Source organism: Citrobacter sp. RHB21-C05, assembly GCF_013889015.1.
Lineage (GTDB): Bacteria > Pseudomonadota > Gammaproteobacteria > Enterobacterales > Enterobacteriaceae > Citrobacter_A > Citrobacter_A sedlakii.
The window spans coordinates 4,200,093-4,214,927 of record NZ_CP057611.1; the positions used below are offsets into that span (position 1 = coordinate 4,200,093).

Consider the following 14,835-nt stretch of genomic DNA (forward strand, 5'->3'; position numbering starts at 1 on the left):
GGGATTAACGACACGGCAGCAGCGTATCCGCGCGTCCATTTGTCGCGCCTGGTGGGATGGTGATCTTGCACTGCTGTTTTCCGCCCCACATCACGTTCAGCGTCTCGTCAGGGTTGACGCCCGCAAGCCAGGCTTTACCGTCTTCCAGCACCATCGCGACGCTGATACCGTCGGCGTTGTAGACTTCCGCGCCGAACGGCGGAACGCTGTTATCAGCGAGGCGCAGCGTGCCCATCATCTTCATCCCTTTCGCCATGCCGAAGGCCTGATAACCAATCGCCCCTTCGGTAAGCGTTGTGGTGCTGATGGCTTTAGACGGTTCGATGTCGCCGTCCATCGCGTCTACATCCACGCGGGTGTCAAAGCTGTTGTAGCTCACGACATCCGGCACCACGGCAATGCCGAAGCGGTTGGTCCGCGACTTCTCGCCGTTGAGCGGTACGCCGCCAATACCGTTGGTATCCACCATGACGCGAGCGGTGTTCAGCGTCGCGCCGCTGTTGTGAATGGCTGCGCCGTGTCGGGTCGCCGTAAAGCCGCCACGTAACGTGGTGCTCAGCGCCATGTATTCATTCTGGCGATAGCTGGCGTTGGTATTAATTTCCGCCACCTGCGAGCGATGGTTGTAATAACCGTCAACGCTGACGTTGCCTTGCTGGCTGGCGCCAGCGCGAACGCGCCACAGGTTGTTGTAATCGCTGTTGTCGGTATAGGACGCCATCGGGCTGGTTTTGCCGTTGTTGGTCTGGACATCCAGCCCCGCCCATCTGTTGTCGCCCACCGGCACTGACAGGGAGAAGGAAATCGAGTCGTCTTTACTTCCTTTATAGTCAGTACGATAAGCAGAGAGGTTGGCGGTAATACCGTTAATGTCTCCGATACGGAAAGAGCGTCCTACCGACATGCCGTAGCGGTCCTGGCTGCGCTTATCCCAGTAGTTCTGATGCGTCCAGGTCAGGAAGACCGTGGTCGCTTTGCCCGGTTCGTCAGCCCAGAACGTTTTATTCCCGGTAATGGTATAAAGCTCTTTTTCGCGGCCCAGGTGGTCATAGCCTTCGTAGCGCTCATCGAGGTATTGCGCCATTGAGCGGAAATCTTCCTGCGAGAAGCGGTAGCCCGCGAAGGTGATGGAGCTGTGGTACTCATCAAACGTTTTCGCGTAGCTCAATTTGTAAGAGGTGCCTTTCTTGCGATCGCCTTCCCGCGTGCGGCTCCACGACTCGGTGGCGTCAACCGATATGGCGCCCAGCAGGTTAAGATCGCGGCCAATACCCAGCGAGGCGGCGGTGTACTCTTCACCAGCTGACTGCAGGCCGCCGTACAGCGACCACGCGTTGCTGACCCCCCAGGAGAAATCGCCGGAGAGGAACGTCGGTCCCTGCATTTTATGGTTGTAGCGCGACGGCGTACCGCCCGAAATGTTGTAGCGCACATAGCCCGGACGCGTCAGATACGGAATGTTGGCGGTGTTCACCTGGAAGGTCGACACCGACCCGTCCTGCTCTTCGACCCGCACATCAAGCGTACCGCGCACCGAACTGCGTAAATCCTGAAGGTTGAAAGGACCGGCGGGTACGGTAGTTTCATAGATAACGCGCCCGTTCTGGCTGACGGTCACTTTGGCGTTGGTACGGGCGATACCGTGGACTTCAGGAGCATAGCCCTGCAACGCTGGCGGCAGCATGCGCTCATCGCTGGCGAGGTTGATCCCGGTGAAGCGCACCGTATCGAACACCTGCGAATTCAGGTAGATCTCACCGAGCGTCAGCTTCGCCGCCATCATCGGCAGCGGACGGTAGGCGTAGATTTGGTTCCAGTCGAAATCAAACTGATGGTTCTGGCTGTAGTAGCTGGTCTGATACTCGCCACGCACACGCCAGCCGCCAATGTTGGCGCCCGCCTGCCCATAACCTGACAGCGAACTGTAGTTTTTATCATCGGTGAACTGACGGGTAATCTGCCCGTTGAGGCTGTAGTCAAAAATCAGCCCGGCCACCCCGTCGTCCCAGCGCTCAGGCGGCGTCCAGTCGGGGTCGTTATATTTCATCCACGCCTGCGGTACGCTGATGTCCAGCACGCCGGCGTAGTTGGTTAATTTGCTTCCCGGAAGGCTCTGCAATACATAGCAGTTCTGATACAGCTGAGTGACCTGCTGCCGCGCGTCTTCTTTCAGCGCCAGCTTGTCGAGCAGGTCGCCAGTGATGCAGGGGATGGTGCGTTTGCCTTCAGGCGCTTCGATGTAACGAATCTTCTCCTGCCCCACCGGCTGGCCATTGATACGAATATCTAACAGGTAGTCGCCAGGGGTAACGTAGTTGTCCGTCGCAAAGCGCGACAGATCGATACGCGTACGATCTGCAGCATCCAGGACATCGGTATTAAATTCAACGCTTTCCTCAGCCCAGACCGGAGCAGCATAACAGCAGCTCATTACATGAAGGGCTATTATCGTTATCTTTGTTTTTAATTTTACCGACATGATTTTCATCCCGAATAAATCCGTAAAAAACGTCCTGCTTCCCGCTACGTTATTGTTATTTTGTTAGTTGTAATCCATAAAAAATTGCGCAACGGCTGTAAATTCACCCGCCTTTATATATTTCTCTACCGGCACCAGTGATGCGGTAAATTTCAAAACATTATCGCTCTCGCTCAGTTCATAACCGGGAGAGGGTTCGCCGAGCGTTAATATCGCGCCCTGACTGTCGCGTAAGCGAATGCCAAAGCCATCGGCCTTGCCGTTAACTAATAACGTGGTGGGATCGGAAGCTGCCGCGCTGCCAATAAAGGTGACTAAGGCATAAGGATAAAGTGAACCGTCATTGCCTCTTTTTACGATTGAGCAACCTGTGAGGCGAACCAGAAAAGGTCGCGTAATATTCCCTTCATCGTTGCGATTAATCTGACTGGCAGAAACTTCGCCAAATTCCACTTCAACATCACGACCTGACGGGTCAAGGCTGCATGCGGCTTCAATTAATTCGCCGCTCATGGCTAATTTGCCAGGCGTTATGGTAGAGCCTGAAGCAGAACCCGTCGCCACCAGGGCACACAAATAAAGCGACAATAAGCCTGCGTTGCCTGATTTCATGCTGTCCCTCCCTGGTACGAATGAATAATTTAAATGAGTGCGGGAAGCCCCGCACTCAGCACTTCAGTCCGATTACTGGTAAGCAATCTCGAAGTTAACCGTTGACTGGAAAGAACCGGCAGTCACAGTCGCGCCTGCGCTTTCTTCTTTCAGATAAGCAACAAACGGGATGGTGTTGGTGCCGTTAACCAGCTGTACTGCAGTCGTTGCCTGGCCCCATACTACGTCCTGGCTGGCGCTGTCGCGCAGGCCGATACCCGCGCCGGAAGCGGTGCCGGAGGTGAAGGCAGCCAGAGTGGCGTCAGTCGGGTTAACGCTGGTCGGGTTATAAGTGACTACGGCAGTGGTCGCCACGGTGGTGTCGCAATGCTGCAGTTCGATGTTCTTATGTACGTTTCCTGCATGATTACCGCCCGCCAGTGCTGAAACCGGAACCTGGCCGAAATCAACAATAACCGGGCTTGAATTCGGCGCCAGGCCGCAAGCGGTATTCACCAGTTCACCCTGGAATTCGATTTTGCCAGTTGTTGTATCAGCAGCTAATACAGACATAGAGCTCAGAGCAGCAGTGAAAGCAACAGCCATAGCAACTTTATTCATTTTCATAACAATATCCTGTTTGTACCAAATCCTGAGAAATAATAAAGAGTCTTCACGTCGCGATCGGTATTTCGCTACTTTTGTAAACAACTCTTGGTTTTGTTCCGGAAATGTTCTGGTAATAATTAAAGTTGAAATTATTCAATCTTAATTACCGCCATTCCTTCGAACTGTGCAAAATGCTATCAAATCAAAATTTCACTACAAAGCACTACATTTGCTATGGAAAAGATACGCATTGATAACTCGCAAAAACAAAAAACAGGATGTTATATCTCGCGAAACTGTGTGATTAATCCTAAACACATGAGGAATTGAGGCGGGAATATTCCTAAGACATAAAAAAAAGACTTAGGATAATTCATATAAACGGCAGAAATAATTTTTCTAACAACACTCGTGAATAAGCGGAAACGCGATGAATAACGTTTAATTCAGGAACATCCTCGCTTATTTCAACCCCTACCGCTCCAGCCTAACGGCATCGTAACCGCACTGCACACGGCATTCTCCGCAGCCGTTACAGCGTTCGGCATCCACCGTGGGGACACCGCTGGCGCTGATAGCGCAGGCCTGTTCCGGGCACGCCTCCACACACTGATTACAGGCGCGGGCCGGGTTTACGCAGGCGTCGTGAAACACGGGACGCAAACCAGTGTCCGGACGCATTTGTGGACGCAGCGCGCCGGAGGCGCAGGCGGCGATGCACAACCCGCAGCCGTCGCAGCTGGCGTAGTCAATTGCCAGCTGTGGGAAGCCATCGTCGTGCGGCGACAGAATGCCCATCGGGCAGGCATCAATACAGTGATGACAGCGGGTACATTGCACGCTAAAAAGCGCGTCTGGCAACGCGCCCGGCGGCAGAGGGTGGGAAAGGTGAAAAGAGGCATCTTCGGGCGCGGTATGTTTTGCCGCGCTGACGAAGGCGCGAAACAGTCCCCGGCGGCTCACGTGCCGGTGAGTCATCAGTTCCTGATAATATTTCTCCGATTTATTCATCCGAAATAAAGCCGTTTCGCAGGCGGTTGCAACGCCTGCTGCTGTTCAACGTCCCGCAGATAACATTCCGCCACCGCAGCAAGACGGGAATAGAACGGACTGATCGTGTTGGCATGCAGCAGCGCGAGATAGCGATACCCCCACGGCAGTAAATGTGTTTCCAGCAGCGTATTCGCGGCGGCGTCATTCCCTTGCTCAAGCAGCGCGCTGTAGGCAAGCAGCATCAGTCCGAACTGATCTTCCGGTTCGGTATGGCGGGCGTCAAAGGCCATACCGTGAGACTGTAAAAACGCACGGTATTCTGCGGTTGTTTCGCCCATCAGCAGGTTATCCCGCTCCAGCCAGACCGCTCCCCAGGGCGGTACAGGCATGTCGCCCTGCCCTTCAAACAGGACCGAAAACTGCCAGGCCAGCGCGTCCGCGTCGGGCTGCGGCCAGTCGGCGCATAAACGTGAGATCGGCGTCAGATCGCGCCACGGATACAGCTCCGGCAGCGTCGGCAGACAGTCGATAAGCGCCTTGACGTCTGGCTTTTCCGGCGACCAGTAAAACAGTGCGCCGAGGATACGCGGTAATACGGCACGGGTTGGCATAGTAAAGCTCCTGAAAAATGCCTGAGTATTGCCTGTTGGCGCTACGCTTGTCAGGCCCACAGGTTAGCGCCGCAGGCCTGACAGGTAGGGTTACATCGGCAGCGTCCAGAGATTGTAGAACGCGATACGGCCAACTAACTCCGCGGCGATCACCACCAGCGCCGTCGCCGCGAGAACCGCTACGTTCGTTTTCAGTCGCGACCAGACAACCACGCCCACGATACCCGCCGCCAGCAGCACCGCCTGCGCGGTGAACCAACTGGCTTGCGCCGCGGTCAGGGCGCCGTCAGCGCTCATAAGCGTCGACATATAGCCAGGACGCAGACAGAAGCTGACGAGGATCGCCAGCACGCTGATCAACAGTCCCAGGCGCAAACCAAACAGCCCGGCGAGAATACCGCCGCCAATGAGCGGCGTCAGCACCATCATCACGGTGGTATAAGAGGAACGCCACGTCACTACCGTTGGCAACTGGTAGATCTGCGGAATCGCCAGAATAAAGACCACGCCGACGATCGCCGCCAGCCACACCAGCCCCTTACACAACGCGGCGCCACGGTTGAGCAGCAGCCCGAGGGCCCCCAACCCGCCCAGCGTAGCAAACACCGCCGACAGCACGATTTCATTGCTCATTGGCGAATGCCCGACACGCAGCAGCATATTCAGCGCGCGCAGCGGCTGGCCGACATGGAAGATCCCCAGCAGGACGCCAACACCAAACAGACACATGACGGAAAACAGCCCCACCGCCATTCGTCGGGCGTCAATCTGCCCGAGCGTGCCGCCGATCAGCAGCAGAATAAACGCCCCAACCGCGCTTTGGGTAAAGACGGTAAAAAAGACCAGCGGTAACTCATGCATGGCGCACCTCCCCCATGTTCACAATTGCCCCTTCCTTGTCCCCCGACGCGCGCGCCTTCGGGTGCGGCTTAATAATCAGGTTAGGATGGGTAAACGACGCGGACGGCAGCGGCGCGATTTCGTTTTCACTGCCATATTTCGCGCGCAGCTCGTCGATCGGACCAAAATCCAGCGCACGCTGCGGGCAGGACTCCACACAGATCGGGCGCAGATTACGCTCCAGGCGGTCGAGACAGCCGTCGCACTTGCGCATGACTTTCGCCTGCGCATCGAACTGCGGCGCGCCGTACGGGCAACGCATTTCGCAATATCGGCAGCCCACGCAGACGCTATCATCCACCAGCACCAGACCGTCCTCTTCACGCTTGTGCATCGCCCCGGTCGGACAACCAGAGACGCACACCGGCTCGTCGCAATGGTTGCAGGCAATAGAGAGATAATAGGTAAAGGTGTCGTTGTGCCAGCTCTCGCCCTCTTTCACCCAACTGCCGCCGCCGTATTCATACACGCGACGGAATTTCGGGCCGACGTCCAGATCTTTGTTATCCTTGCAGCTGACCTGGCAGGTTTTACAGCCGGAGCAGCGCGAGGAGTCAACGTAAAAGCCATACTGTTTCATTGTGGTTCACTCCTTAAGCGCGTTTGATATCGACCAGGTTGGTATGCTGTGGATTCCCTTTCGCCAGCGGCGACGGCAAATGGCTGGTCAGAGTGTTGATGCACCCGCCAACGTCCACGCCATTGCTGTCCAGCCGGGTCCACGCGCCCTGCGGCATCGCCACTACGCCCGGCAGAATGCGCTGCGTTACCTTGCAAGGGATCGCCACGGTCCCGCGATCGTTAAACACATGCACCAGGTCGCCGGACTTAAGCTGGCGCGCGTTAGCGTCGATCGGGTTGATCCACACTTCGTCCGGAACCGCTTCATGCAGCATCAGCACGTTGGTATAGGTAGAGTGGGTATGGCCTTTGGTATGGAAGCCGCTCAACTGGAGCGGGTATTTTGCCGTCAACGCCTTGTTCAGGTGCGACTCTTTTACCACGCAGAACTCCGGAATCGCCGGAATACGATCGCCTTCCGGTAGTGTCCAGGCTTTCTCCAGATCCGCCAGCGCCTGAGAATAAATCTCGATCTTCCCGGATGGCGTGGTCAGCGGGTTCGCCTCGGCATCGGCGCGGAAGTCGGCAAACGCCAGGCTTTGTTTTTCTGTCGCGACGCGCTGATCGATCACGCCCATCTCTTTCGCCACCGACCACTCCGGCAGATACGGACGCTTTTCGCGGATCTGCTGATAATGCATTTCCGCCCACTGCGCCTGGGTTCGCCCTTCGGTATATTCCTCGCGCAGCCCCAGGTGTCCGGCAATATCGGCGCAGATGTCATAGGTGCTGCGCACTTCCCACATCGGGGTCACCGTTTTTTGGAGGGCGATCATATAGTTGTGCGACCCTGCCGCGTAAGAACTGTCAACCAGATCTTCCGCTTCCAGATAGCTGGTTTCCGGGAGCAGGATATCGGCGTACTTCGCGCTCGGCGTCATATGGTTTTCAATGACGATAATGGTTTCGCACAGCGTTTCGTCAGCGAGGATTTTACGCGTACGGTTGGTTTCACCGTGCTGATTCAGCAGGGTATTACCGGCCTGATTAAAGAATAATTTGATACCGGTTTTTAGCCGCTCGGCGTTTTTCACCCCCATCGTGGTGGCGGTCATTTTCTCCGGGCTTTGAATGGCGTCGGTCCACAGATAACAGGGAATGGAGGTTTTTACCGGGTTGGTCAGAATCGGCAACAGCGGTACGCCGTACGGTGTACCGTATGGCCAGTTACCATTATTGGTGCCCGGCAGGCCGAAATGGCCGGTTAACGCGGGCAGCGTCTGGATCGCGCGCACGGTCTGTTCGCCATTGGCGTGACGCTGCGGCCCCCAACCCTGGCAAATGTAGCAGGCGCGCGCCGAGGCGATATCCCGCGCCAGTTGGCGGATGCGCGCCGCCGGAATACCGGTGATATCCGCCGCCCACTCTGGCGTTTTCGCTATCCCGTCATCGCCAGTGCCCAGCACGTAATCTTTATAGCTGGCATTCGGCGCCGCGCCTTCCGGTAGCGTACTGCTGTCGTAGCCGACGCAGTATTTATTGACCTGTGCTTCGTCAATAAGCTGCTCGCTAATCAGCGTATGGGCGATACCGGCCACCAGCGCGGCATCGGTGGTCGGGCGAATCGGCAGCCATTCCGCATGTTCCGTCACCACTGAGTCGGTATAGCGAGGATCGATAATGACTACTCGCGCTTTAGAGGTCTCCAGCGCGCGACGCAGTTCTTCCACCTGCCCGCCGCCGGACATACGCGTTTCAGACAGGTTAAGGCCAAACAGCACCACCAGATCGGAATGGGCTATTTGGGTGAAGTGGCTGCCCACGTAGGTGCCGTGGGTGTAAGGCGTCGCAGTGGCGATTTGCGCGGTGGAGTAGGTGTTGTGATAGTTCAGATAGCCGCCGGTAAGGTTAAGCAAACGCTTCCAGGCTGGCGATCCCTGGGTGTGATAGTACGCGCCGGACTGATAGTTATAGTAAATCGCTTCGCGGCCATATTTCTCCGTCACGCGCTTCATTTCCGCAGCGATAAAGGCGGTCGCTTCGTCCCAGGAAATGCGTTTGAATTTTCCTTCGCCACGTTTACCCACGCGCTTCATCGGATACTTAATGCGATCCGGGCTGTAGACGCGCCAGCGGCTGGAACGGCCGCGCAGACAGGGACGTATCTGGTGCTCGCCAAAGACCGCGTCGTCTTTCGCATCTTCCGGTTCGATACGTACGATACGATCGTCTTTAACGATCACCTTTAGCGGGCAGCGGCTGCCGCAGTTAACGAGGCAAGCGCTATGGCGGACGGTTTCGCCATTTGCGGCGGGTGTCGCATCGGAAGGGGTGTCGGCGTGGGCAGAGGTCGAAAAGGGAAGGATTATCGCGTTACTCAGGGCAACAGCGGCCCCCACTTTCGCCGTGCCGGTGACGGCATCTCGTCGGGACAATTTGGCGTTGAGCCACTCTTTTATTTCCATGTTTTATTTCCCACATTGCATCCATAGTTATTATTAATAAGTAATCAATTCTCATCATAAAGGAGTATGCTTGTCAGACGATTGACTATGATCAAGCGAAAAATCCCAGACGAAATAATCTTCCCCTCAGATTCCGCGCGGCTTAGCGAGAAATTTCCCTTTAGCGAATAGCAGCAGTTATACTTTTTACGTATTCATCACCGGGTTTAATTATGTCCCTGTTACAACGCCCCCCCTCGCGACGTCTGACGCTGGCCGGGCTCCTGACCCTGACGCTGTTGATCATGGGCTATACCCTGCATCTACACTGGGGGGCGTTTATTCAGTGGTGTCTGGCCGCGCAAATCACGCTGCACCGTTATCTGGTGATGTACCTGCTCCAGTTAAATAATCATCAGTACAGCGGCGGGTTCTGGCTGCTGATCGGCGCGTTTATCTATGGCGTGCTGCATGCGGTGGGCCCGGGGCATGGGAAATTCATCGTCACCACGTATCTGAGCACCAATAAAGAGAGTTTGCTGGCCGCGCGGGTTGTGCCGTTTATGGGCAGCCTGATGCAGGGGGTGAGCGCGATTCTGTTCGTGTTTATTCTGGCGATAGGCTTTAACTTCGCCTCCGGCGATCTCAGTACCAGCCGCTGGTATGTCGAAAAAATCAGCGCCGTGTTAATCGCCGGTTTTGGCGGATTTCTGATTTATCAGGCATTTCTGTCCCTGCGTCCCGTCACCTTTACACGTTTTACGCGCGTAACGCCCCAGCATCTCCATAATGAGAAGTGCGGATGTGGTCATCACGGAGTGGGACGCGACCTGACGGACAGCAACTGGAAAACCCGTCTGGGCGTAATTCTCGCCATCGGCGCCCGCCCCTGCAGCGGCGCCATCATGATCCTGCTTTTTTCCAATGCCCTTGGCATTATCAGTTGGGGGATCGCCGCGGTCATGACCATGTCCTTTGGCACCGCGCTGTCGATCATGGGATTGTCGCTGGCGGTACGCTATGCGCGTAGTCAGACATTGGCCTGGTTTGGTACAGGCCATCCCGTGGCGAAATGGCTCGCGCCCGCGGTAAAAATCATCGGCGGCGTGCTGCTGATCCTCTTTGCCGCCGTGTTGTTTTTAACGGTGATCCCGATTAGCGCGAACGGTGACTATATCGCCGCCGGTTGTTAACCTGCAGGGCGCAGAAAATATCTGATAGTGACTCCAGACCCTGCGCTTTTTCCCCACCACCTTTGAATTACGCGTCTCAATAGGGATAATAACCCCACGAATTGTGAATCCGGGACCACCATGAGATACCCCCTGCCCTACCGCAAGCTGCGTAAACGGCCGATGAAACTCGGTACGACGGTGATTTTGATGGTCAGCGCCGTCCTGTTTTCCGTGCTGCTGGTGGTACACCTGATTTACTTCTCGCAAATCAGCCACATGACGCGGGAAGCATTGGCTGATAAAGCGCTGGCGGTGGCGCGAACGCTGGCCGATTCTCCGGAAATTCGTCAGGGGTTGATGAAAAAACCCGAGGAGAGCGGGATTCAGGCCATCGCCGAAGCGGTGCGCAAGCGAAACGACATGCTGTTTATCGTCGTGACCGACATGCAAAGCCTGCGCTATTCCCATCCCGAGGCCCAGCGTATAGGGCAGCCGTTTAAGGGCGACGATATTTTGCTGGCGCTGGATGGCAAAGAGAATGTCGCCATCAATCGTGGCTTTCTCGCCAAAGCGCTGCGCGTTTTTACTCCCATTTATGACGAGCAACACCGGCAGATTGGCGTGGTGGCGATAGGCCTTGAGCTGAGCCGGGTGACTGAGCAAATCAATGACAGTCGCGGCAGCATTATCTGGTCGATACTCTTTGGCGTGCTGGTTGGCCTGCTGGGGACGTGGGTGCTGGTGAAGGTGCTTAAGCGCATCCTTTTTGGCCTTGAGCCGTATGAAATCTCTACCCTCTTCGAGCAACGCCAGGCGATGTTGCAATCCATAAAAGAAGGGGTAATTGCCGTAGACGCCAGCGGCGAAGTCACACTGATCAACGCGGCCGCGCAGGAACTGCTCAGCTACCGCAAATCACAAGATGACGCGCAGTTGTCCACGCTCAGCCATGCCTGGTCGCAGGTGGTGGATTTAACGGAAGTGCTGCGCGACGGTACGCCCCATCGCGACGAGGAAATCAACATTAAAGATCGGCTGCTGCTGATCAACACCGTACCGGTGCGCAGCAACGGGAAAATTATCGGCGCGATCTCCACCTTCAGGGACAAAACCGAGGTCCGCCAGCTTATGCAGCGGCTCGACGGTATGGTTAACTATGCCGACTCACTCCGTGAACGCTCCCACGAATTTATGAATAAATTGCATGTGATTCTGGGTTTGTTACATCTGAAGCGTTATAAGCAACTTGAAGACTATATTATAAAGACTGCGAATAACTATCAGGAAGAAATCGGCTCGCTACTGGGTAAAATAAAATCACCGGTGATCGCCGGATTTTTACTCAGTAAGATTAATCGCACCTCCGATGCGGGGCACAAACTGCTGATTAGCCACGACAGCCAATTGCCGGACAGTGGTAATGAAAATCAGGTTGCGGTATTGATCACCGTGCTCGGAAATTTAATTGAAAACGCGCTCGACGCTTTAGCGGAACAGCCAGGAGGCGAAATCAGCGTCTCCTTATACTATCGCAATGGCTGGCTACATTGTGAGGTCAACGACGACGGTCCGGGCATTACGCCGGAGCGTATTGACTCGATTTTCGAAAAAGGCGTCTCGTCTAAAGGAACTGGACGCGGCGTAGGTTTAGCGCTTGTTAAACAACAGGTTGAAAGTCTTGGCGGCAATATTTTCGTGGAATCCGAACCCGGCGTTTTCACACAATTTTTCGTACAAATACCCTGGGATGGGGAGAGGGCCAGCACATGATCAATGTCTTTATTATCGATGACGATGCGATGGTTGCGGAGTTAAACCGCCGTTATGTCGCACAGATCCCCGGCTTTCAGTGCTGTGGCACCGCCCCGACGCTGGCGAAAGCCAAAGAGGTTATTTTTGACAGTGACACCCACATCGATCTGATTTTGCTGGATATCTACCTGCAAAAAGAGAACGGGCTGGATCTGCTCCCTCTCCTGCATGCCGCCGGATGTAAAAGCGACGTCATCGTCATCTCCTCCGCCGCCGATGCCGCCACCATTAAGGATTCGCTGCACTACGGGGTGGTGGATTATTTGATCAAACCCTTCCAGGCATCGCGCTTTGAAGAAGCGCTGACCGGCTGGCTGCAAAAGAAACGGGACATGGATAAGCACCAGTACTTCGAGCAGTCGGAACTGGACCAGTTGATCCACGGCAGCGCGTCAAACGAGCAGGACACCCGTCGCCTGCCGAAAGGGCTGACGCCGCAAACCCTGCGCACGCTCTGCCAGTGGATAGACGCCCATCAGGATTATGAGTTTTCCACCGACGAACTGGCCAACGCGGTGAATATTTCGCGTGTCTCCTGCCGTAAATACCTTATCTGGCTGGTTAATTGTCATATTCTGTTCACCAGCATCCATTACGGCGTGACCGGCCGTCCGGTATACCGTTACCGTATTCAGGCAGAACATTATTCTTTACTTAAGCAATATTGCCAGTAGAAGATAAATTCACCGTCGGCCATTATTACGTTATCTATTGGTAACAATTATTGCAATAATGAAAAATCGGCAACGTAAAAGTAAAAAGAAGAAAGAGAATACATTGTGCCAGATCAAAATGAATTTGCTGGCCGTATTTCTTTCGAGCCGAAATTATTGCCAGAGGTCACATTGTTTTTAATTTCAAAAACGCTAACAAAAGTTAATAAAGTATTAACTCACCAGTGGAGTGTGTATTTTTAACCACAAAGGAGTAGTCTGGAAATATAACCGGACGAATAAAAAAAGATAAACAGTGGCAATGGAATCGATGCTGCAGCTTAAGGATAAGCGCATTTCGTGAGCAGAGTAGATGTTCATAAATTTCATAACGATACAACAAGAAGCACACGCCTTGCCTCTGCTCTCCTTTTCAAACCTGCCCATCGCCGGGAAGCGCTGCTTCCTGAGTATCATAAAAGCCGATTCGCATCGTCCGCATAAACATGACGAATGCTTATCGAATGTTTAGAAATTAATCACGTTTCAGACGCAACGCATATTCGCCAGGCTCTGCGCCCAATTCACAAAAAACAGAACATGGCTGTGATCGATTTATCAAAATTGATGAGTTTTATCGCGAGGGTAAATAAATGCTATTTAGTATACAACTTCTAATAATATTAATATGTTTGTTTTATGGCGCCAGAAAGGGCGGTATCGCGCTGGGTTTGTTAGGCGGTATTGGCCTGGTCATTCTGGTGTTCGTTTTCCATCTCCAGCCGGGTAAACCGCCTGTCGATGTCATGCTGGTTATCATCGCCGTGGTCGCCGCCTCGGCAACGCTACAGGCTTCCGGCGGCCTGGACGTCATGTTGCAGATTGCTGAAAAGCTGCTGCGCCGCAACCCAAAATATGTCTCTATTGTCGCGCCGTTTGTGACCTGTACGCTGACCATTCTTTGCGGTACCGGTCACGTGGTGTACACCATTTTGCCGATCATCTACGACGTGGCGATCAAGAATAACATCCGCCCGGAACGCCCTATGGCCGCCAGCTCCATCGGCGCGCAGATGGGTATCATCGCCAGTCCGGTATCCGTAGCGGTGGTTTCGCTGGTCGCTATGCTGGGTAACTTCACCTTTAACGGTAAGCACCTGGAGTTCCTCGACCTGCTCTCCATCACCATTCCGTCCACCCTGCTGGGCATTCTGGCGATCGGGATTTTCAGCTGGTTCCGCGGTAAAGATCTGGACAAAGACGAAGATTTCCAGAAGTTCATCTCCGTACCCGAAAACCATCATTACGTGTATGGCGACACTGCCACGCTGCTGGACAAAAAACTGCCGAAAAGCAACTGGCTGGCGATGTGGATCTTCCTGGCGGCTATTGCTGTCGTCGCGCTGTTGGGCGCCTTCTCTGAGCTGCGTCCGGCGTTTAACGGAAAACCGCTGTCAATGGTGCTGGTCATTCAGATGTTCATGCTGCTGACCGGCGCGCTGATTATTATCCTGACGAAAACCAATCCCGCTTCAATCTCTAAAAACGAAGTCTTCCGCTCGGGTATGATCGCCATTGTGGCGGTGTACGGGATCGCGTGGATGGCGGAAACCATGTTCGGCGCGCACATGACCGAAATCGAAAGCGTGCTCGGTGAAATGGTGAAAGAGTATCCGTGGGCCTACGCCATTGTCCTGCTGCTGGTTTCCAAGTTTGTTAACTCGCAGGCGGCGGCGCTGGCGGCTATCGTTCCTCTGGCGCTGGCTATCGGCGTTGACCCGGCGTATATCGTAGCGTCTGCGCCGGCGTGCTACGGTTACTACATTCTGCCGACCTATCCAAGCGATCTGGCGGCGATTCAGTTCGACCGTTCCGGTACGACGCGCATTGGTCGCTTCGTCATTAACCACAGCTTTATTTTGCCAGGTTTGATTGGCGTCAGCGTTTCCTGCGTGTTTGGCTGGATCTTCGCCGCCATGTACGGATTCCTGTAAAGGTTCCCCCGTG

Annotated in this window: 12 protein-coding genes; 4 read left to right on the forward strand and 8 right to left on the reverse strand. The window is 54.6% G+C overall.

What is annotated here, in order from left to right; genetic code table 11:
- Positions 1-4: 4 nt before the first annotated feature.
- The 8 genes from HVX72_RS20020 to HVX72_RS20055 all read right to left on the reverse strand — a co-directional run bounded on the left by HVX72_RS20020 (position 5) and on the right by HVX72_RS20055 (position 9,209).
- Complete coding sequence (locus HVX72_RS20020; RefSeq protein ID WP_181822156.1) at positions 5-2,479, reverse strand: fimbria/pilus outer membrane usher protein; 2,475 nt, start codon at positions 2,477-2,479, stop codon at positions 5-7.
- 63 nt (positions 2,480-2,542) lie between these two features.
- Positions 2,543-3,091 (reverse strand): fimbrial protein, encoded by a 549-nt coding sequence (locus HVX72_RS20025; RefSeq protein WP_181822157.1) that lies wholly within the window; start codon positions 3,089-3,091, stop codon positions 2,543-2,545.
- Positions 3,092-3,163: 72 nt separating this feature from the next.
- Positions 3,164-3,697 carry a fimbrial protein gene (locus tag HVX72_RS20030; protein ID WP_042291004.1) on the reverse strand — a complete coding sequence of 178 codons (534 nt, stop codon included), beginning with the start codon at positions 3,695-3,697 and terminating at the stop codon, positions 3,164-3,166.
- A gap of 456 nt (positions 3,698-4,153) precedes the next feature.
- Positions 4,154-4,657, reverse strand: a complete 504-nt coding sequence (gene napF / locus HVX72_RS20035) for a ferredoxin-type protein NapF (RefSeq protein ID WP_233422711.1) — start codon at positions 4,655-4,657, stop codon at positions 4,154-4,156.
- 29 nt (positions 4,658-4,686) lie between these two features.
- Positions 4,687-5,283, reverse strand: a complete 597-nt coding sequence (locus tag HVX72_RS20040) for a molecular chaperone (RefSeq protein ID WP_181822158.1) — start codon at positions 5,281-5,283, stop codon at positions 4,687-4,689.
- A 90-nt stretch (positions 5,284-5,373) separates the two neighbouring features.
- Positions 5,374-6,144, reverse strand: coding sequence for a DmsC/YnfH family molybdoenzyme membrane anchor subunit (locus HVX72_RS20045; protein ID WP_181822159.1), 771 nt, complete (start codon positions 6,142-6,144; stop codon positions 5,374-5,376).
- Positions 6,137-6,763: a DMSO/selenate family reductase complex B subunit gene (locus HVX72_RS20050; protein ID WP_042291014.1), complete on the reverse strand. Its 627-nt coding sequence runs from the start codon at positions 6,761-6,763 to the stop codon at positions 6,137-6,139. Before HVX72_RS20050 ends, HVX72_RS20045 begins: the two co-directional genes overlap by 8 nt.
- Before the next feature lie 13 nt (positions 6,764-6,776).
- A complete protein-coding gene (locus HVX72_RS20055) occupies positions 6,777-9,209 on the reverse strand; it encodes a DMSO/selenate family reductase complex A subunit (RefSeq protein ID WP_181822160.1) in 2,433 nt (810 codons plus the stop codon).
- A gap of 284 nt (positions 9,210-9,493) precedes the next feature.
- Between HVX72_RS20055 and HVX72_RS20060 the strand changes: the two genes are divergently transcribed.
- The 4 genes from HVX72_RS20060 to dcuB all read left to right on the forward strand — a co-directional run bounded on the left by HVX72_RS20060 (position 9,494) and on the right by dcuB (position 14,822).
- Positions 9,494-10,381, forward strand: coding sequence for a nickel/cobalt transporter (locus tag HVX72_RS20060; RefSeq protein ID WP_233459370.1), 888 nt, complete (start codon positions 9,494-9,496; stop codon positions 10,379-10,381).
- Between the two features lie 120 nt (positions 10,382-10,501).
- Positions 10,502-12,133 (forward strand): sensor histidine kinase, encoded by a 1,632-nt coding sequence (locus HVX72_RS20065; RefSeq protein WP_042291020.1) that lies wholly within the window; start codon positions 10,502-10,504, stop codon positions 12,131-12,133.
- The gene (dcuR, locus tag HVX72_RS20070) at positions 12,130-12,849 is read left to right on the forward strand and encodes a two-component system response regulator DcuR (RefSeq protein ID WP_042291022.1); all 720 of its coding nucleotides are present in this window, start codon (positions 12,130-12,132) and stop codon (positions 12,847-12,849) included. Before HVX72_RS20065 ends, dcuR begins: the two co-directional genes overlap by 4 nt.
- Positions 12,850-13,481: 632 nt before the next feature.
- Positions 13,482-14,822 carry an anaerobic C4-dicarboxylate transporter DcuB gene (gene dcuB / locus HVX72_RS20075; protein ID WP_042291024.1) on the forward strand — a complete coding sequence of 447 codons (1,341 nt, stop codon included), beginning with the start codon at positions 13,482-13,484 and terminating at the stop codon, positions 14,820-14,822.
- The last annotated feature ends 13 nt before the right edge of the window (positions 14,823-14,835 follow it).

What these genes read in the sequence shown, in the direction of transcription:
- HVX72_RS20020 (WP_181822156.1), bottom strand. Translation starts at nt 2,479, where the DNA reads ATGTCGGTAAAATTAAAAACAAAGATAACGATAATAGCCCTTCATGTA.
- HVX72_RS20050 (WP_042291014.1), bottom strand. Translation starts at nt 6,763, where the DNA reads ATGAAACAGTATGGCTTTTACGTTGACTCCTCGCGCTGCTCCGGCTGT.
- HVX72_RS20025 (WP_181822157.1), bottom strand. Translation starts at nt 3,091, where the DNA reads ATGAAATCAGGCAACGCAGGCTTATTGTCGCTTTATTTGTGTGCCCTG.
- HVX72_RS20060 (WP_233459370.1), top strand. Translation starts at nt 9,494, where the DNA reads ATGGGCTATACCCTGCATCTACACTGGGGGGCGTTTATTCAGTGGTGT.
- HVX72_RS20065 (WP_042291020.1), top strand. Translation starts at nt 10,502, where the DNA reads ATGAGATACCCCCTGCCCTACCGCAAGCTGCGTAAACGGCCGATGAAA.
- HVX72_RS20030 (WP_042291004.1), bottom strand. Translation starts at nt 3,697, where the DNA reads ATGAAAATGAATAAAGTTGCTATGGCTGTTGCTTTCACTGCTGCTCTG.
- HVX72_RS20045 (WP_181822159.1), bottom strand. Translation starts at nt 6,144, where the DNA reads ATGCATGAGTTACCGCTGGTCTTTTTTACCGTCTTTACCCAAAGCGCG.
- HVX72_RS20055 (WP_181822160.1), bottom strand. Translation starts at nt 9,209, where the DNA reads ATGGAAATAAAAGAGTGGCTCAACGCCAAATTGTCCCGACGAGATGCC.
- napF (WP_233422711.1), bottom strand. Translation starts at nt 4,657, where the DNA reads ATGACTCACCGGCACGTGAGCCGCCGGGGACTGTTTCGCGCCTTCGTC.
- dcuB (WP_042291024.1), top strand. Translation starts at nt 13,482, where the DNA reads ATGCTATTTAGTATACAACTTCTAATAATATTAATATGTTTGTTTTAT.
- HVX72_RS20040 (WP_181822158.1), bottom strand. Translation starts at nt 5,283, where the DNA reads ATGCCAACCCGTGCCGTATTACCGCGTATCCTCGGCGCACTGTTTTAC.
- dcuR (WP_042291022.1), top strand. Translation starts at nt 12,130, where the DNA reads ATGATCAATGTCTTTATTATCGATGACGATGCGATGGTTGCGGAGTTA.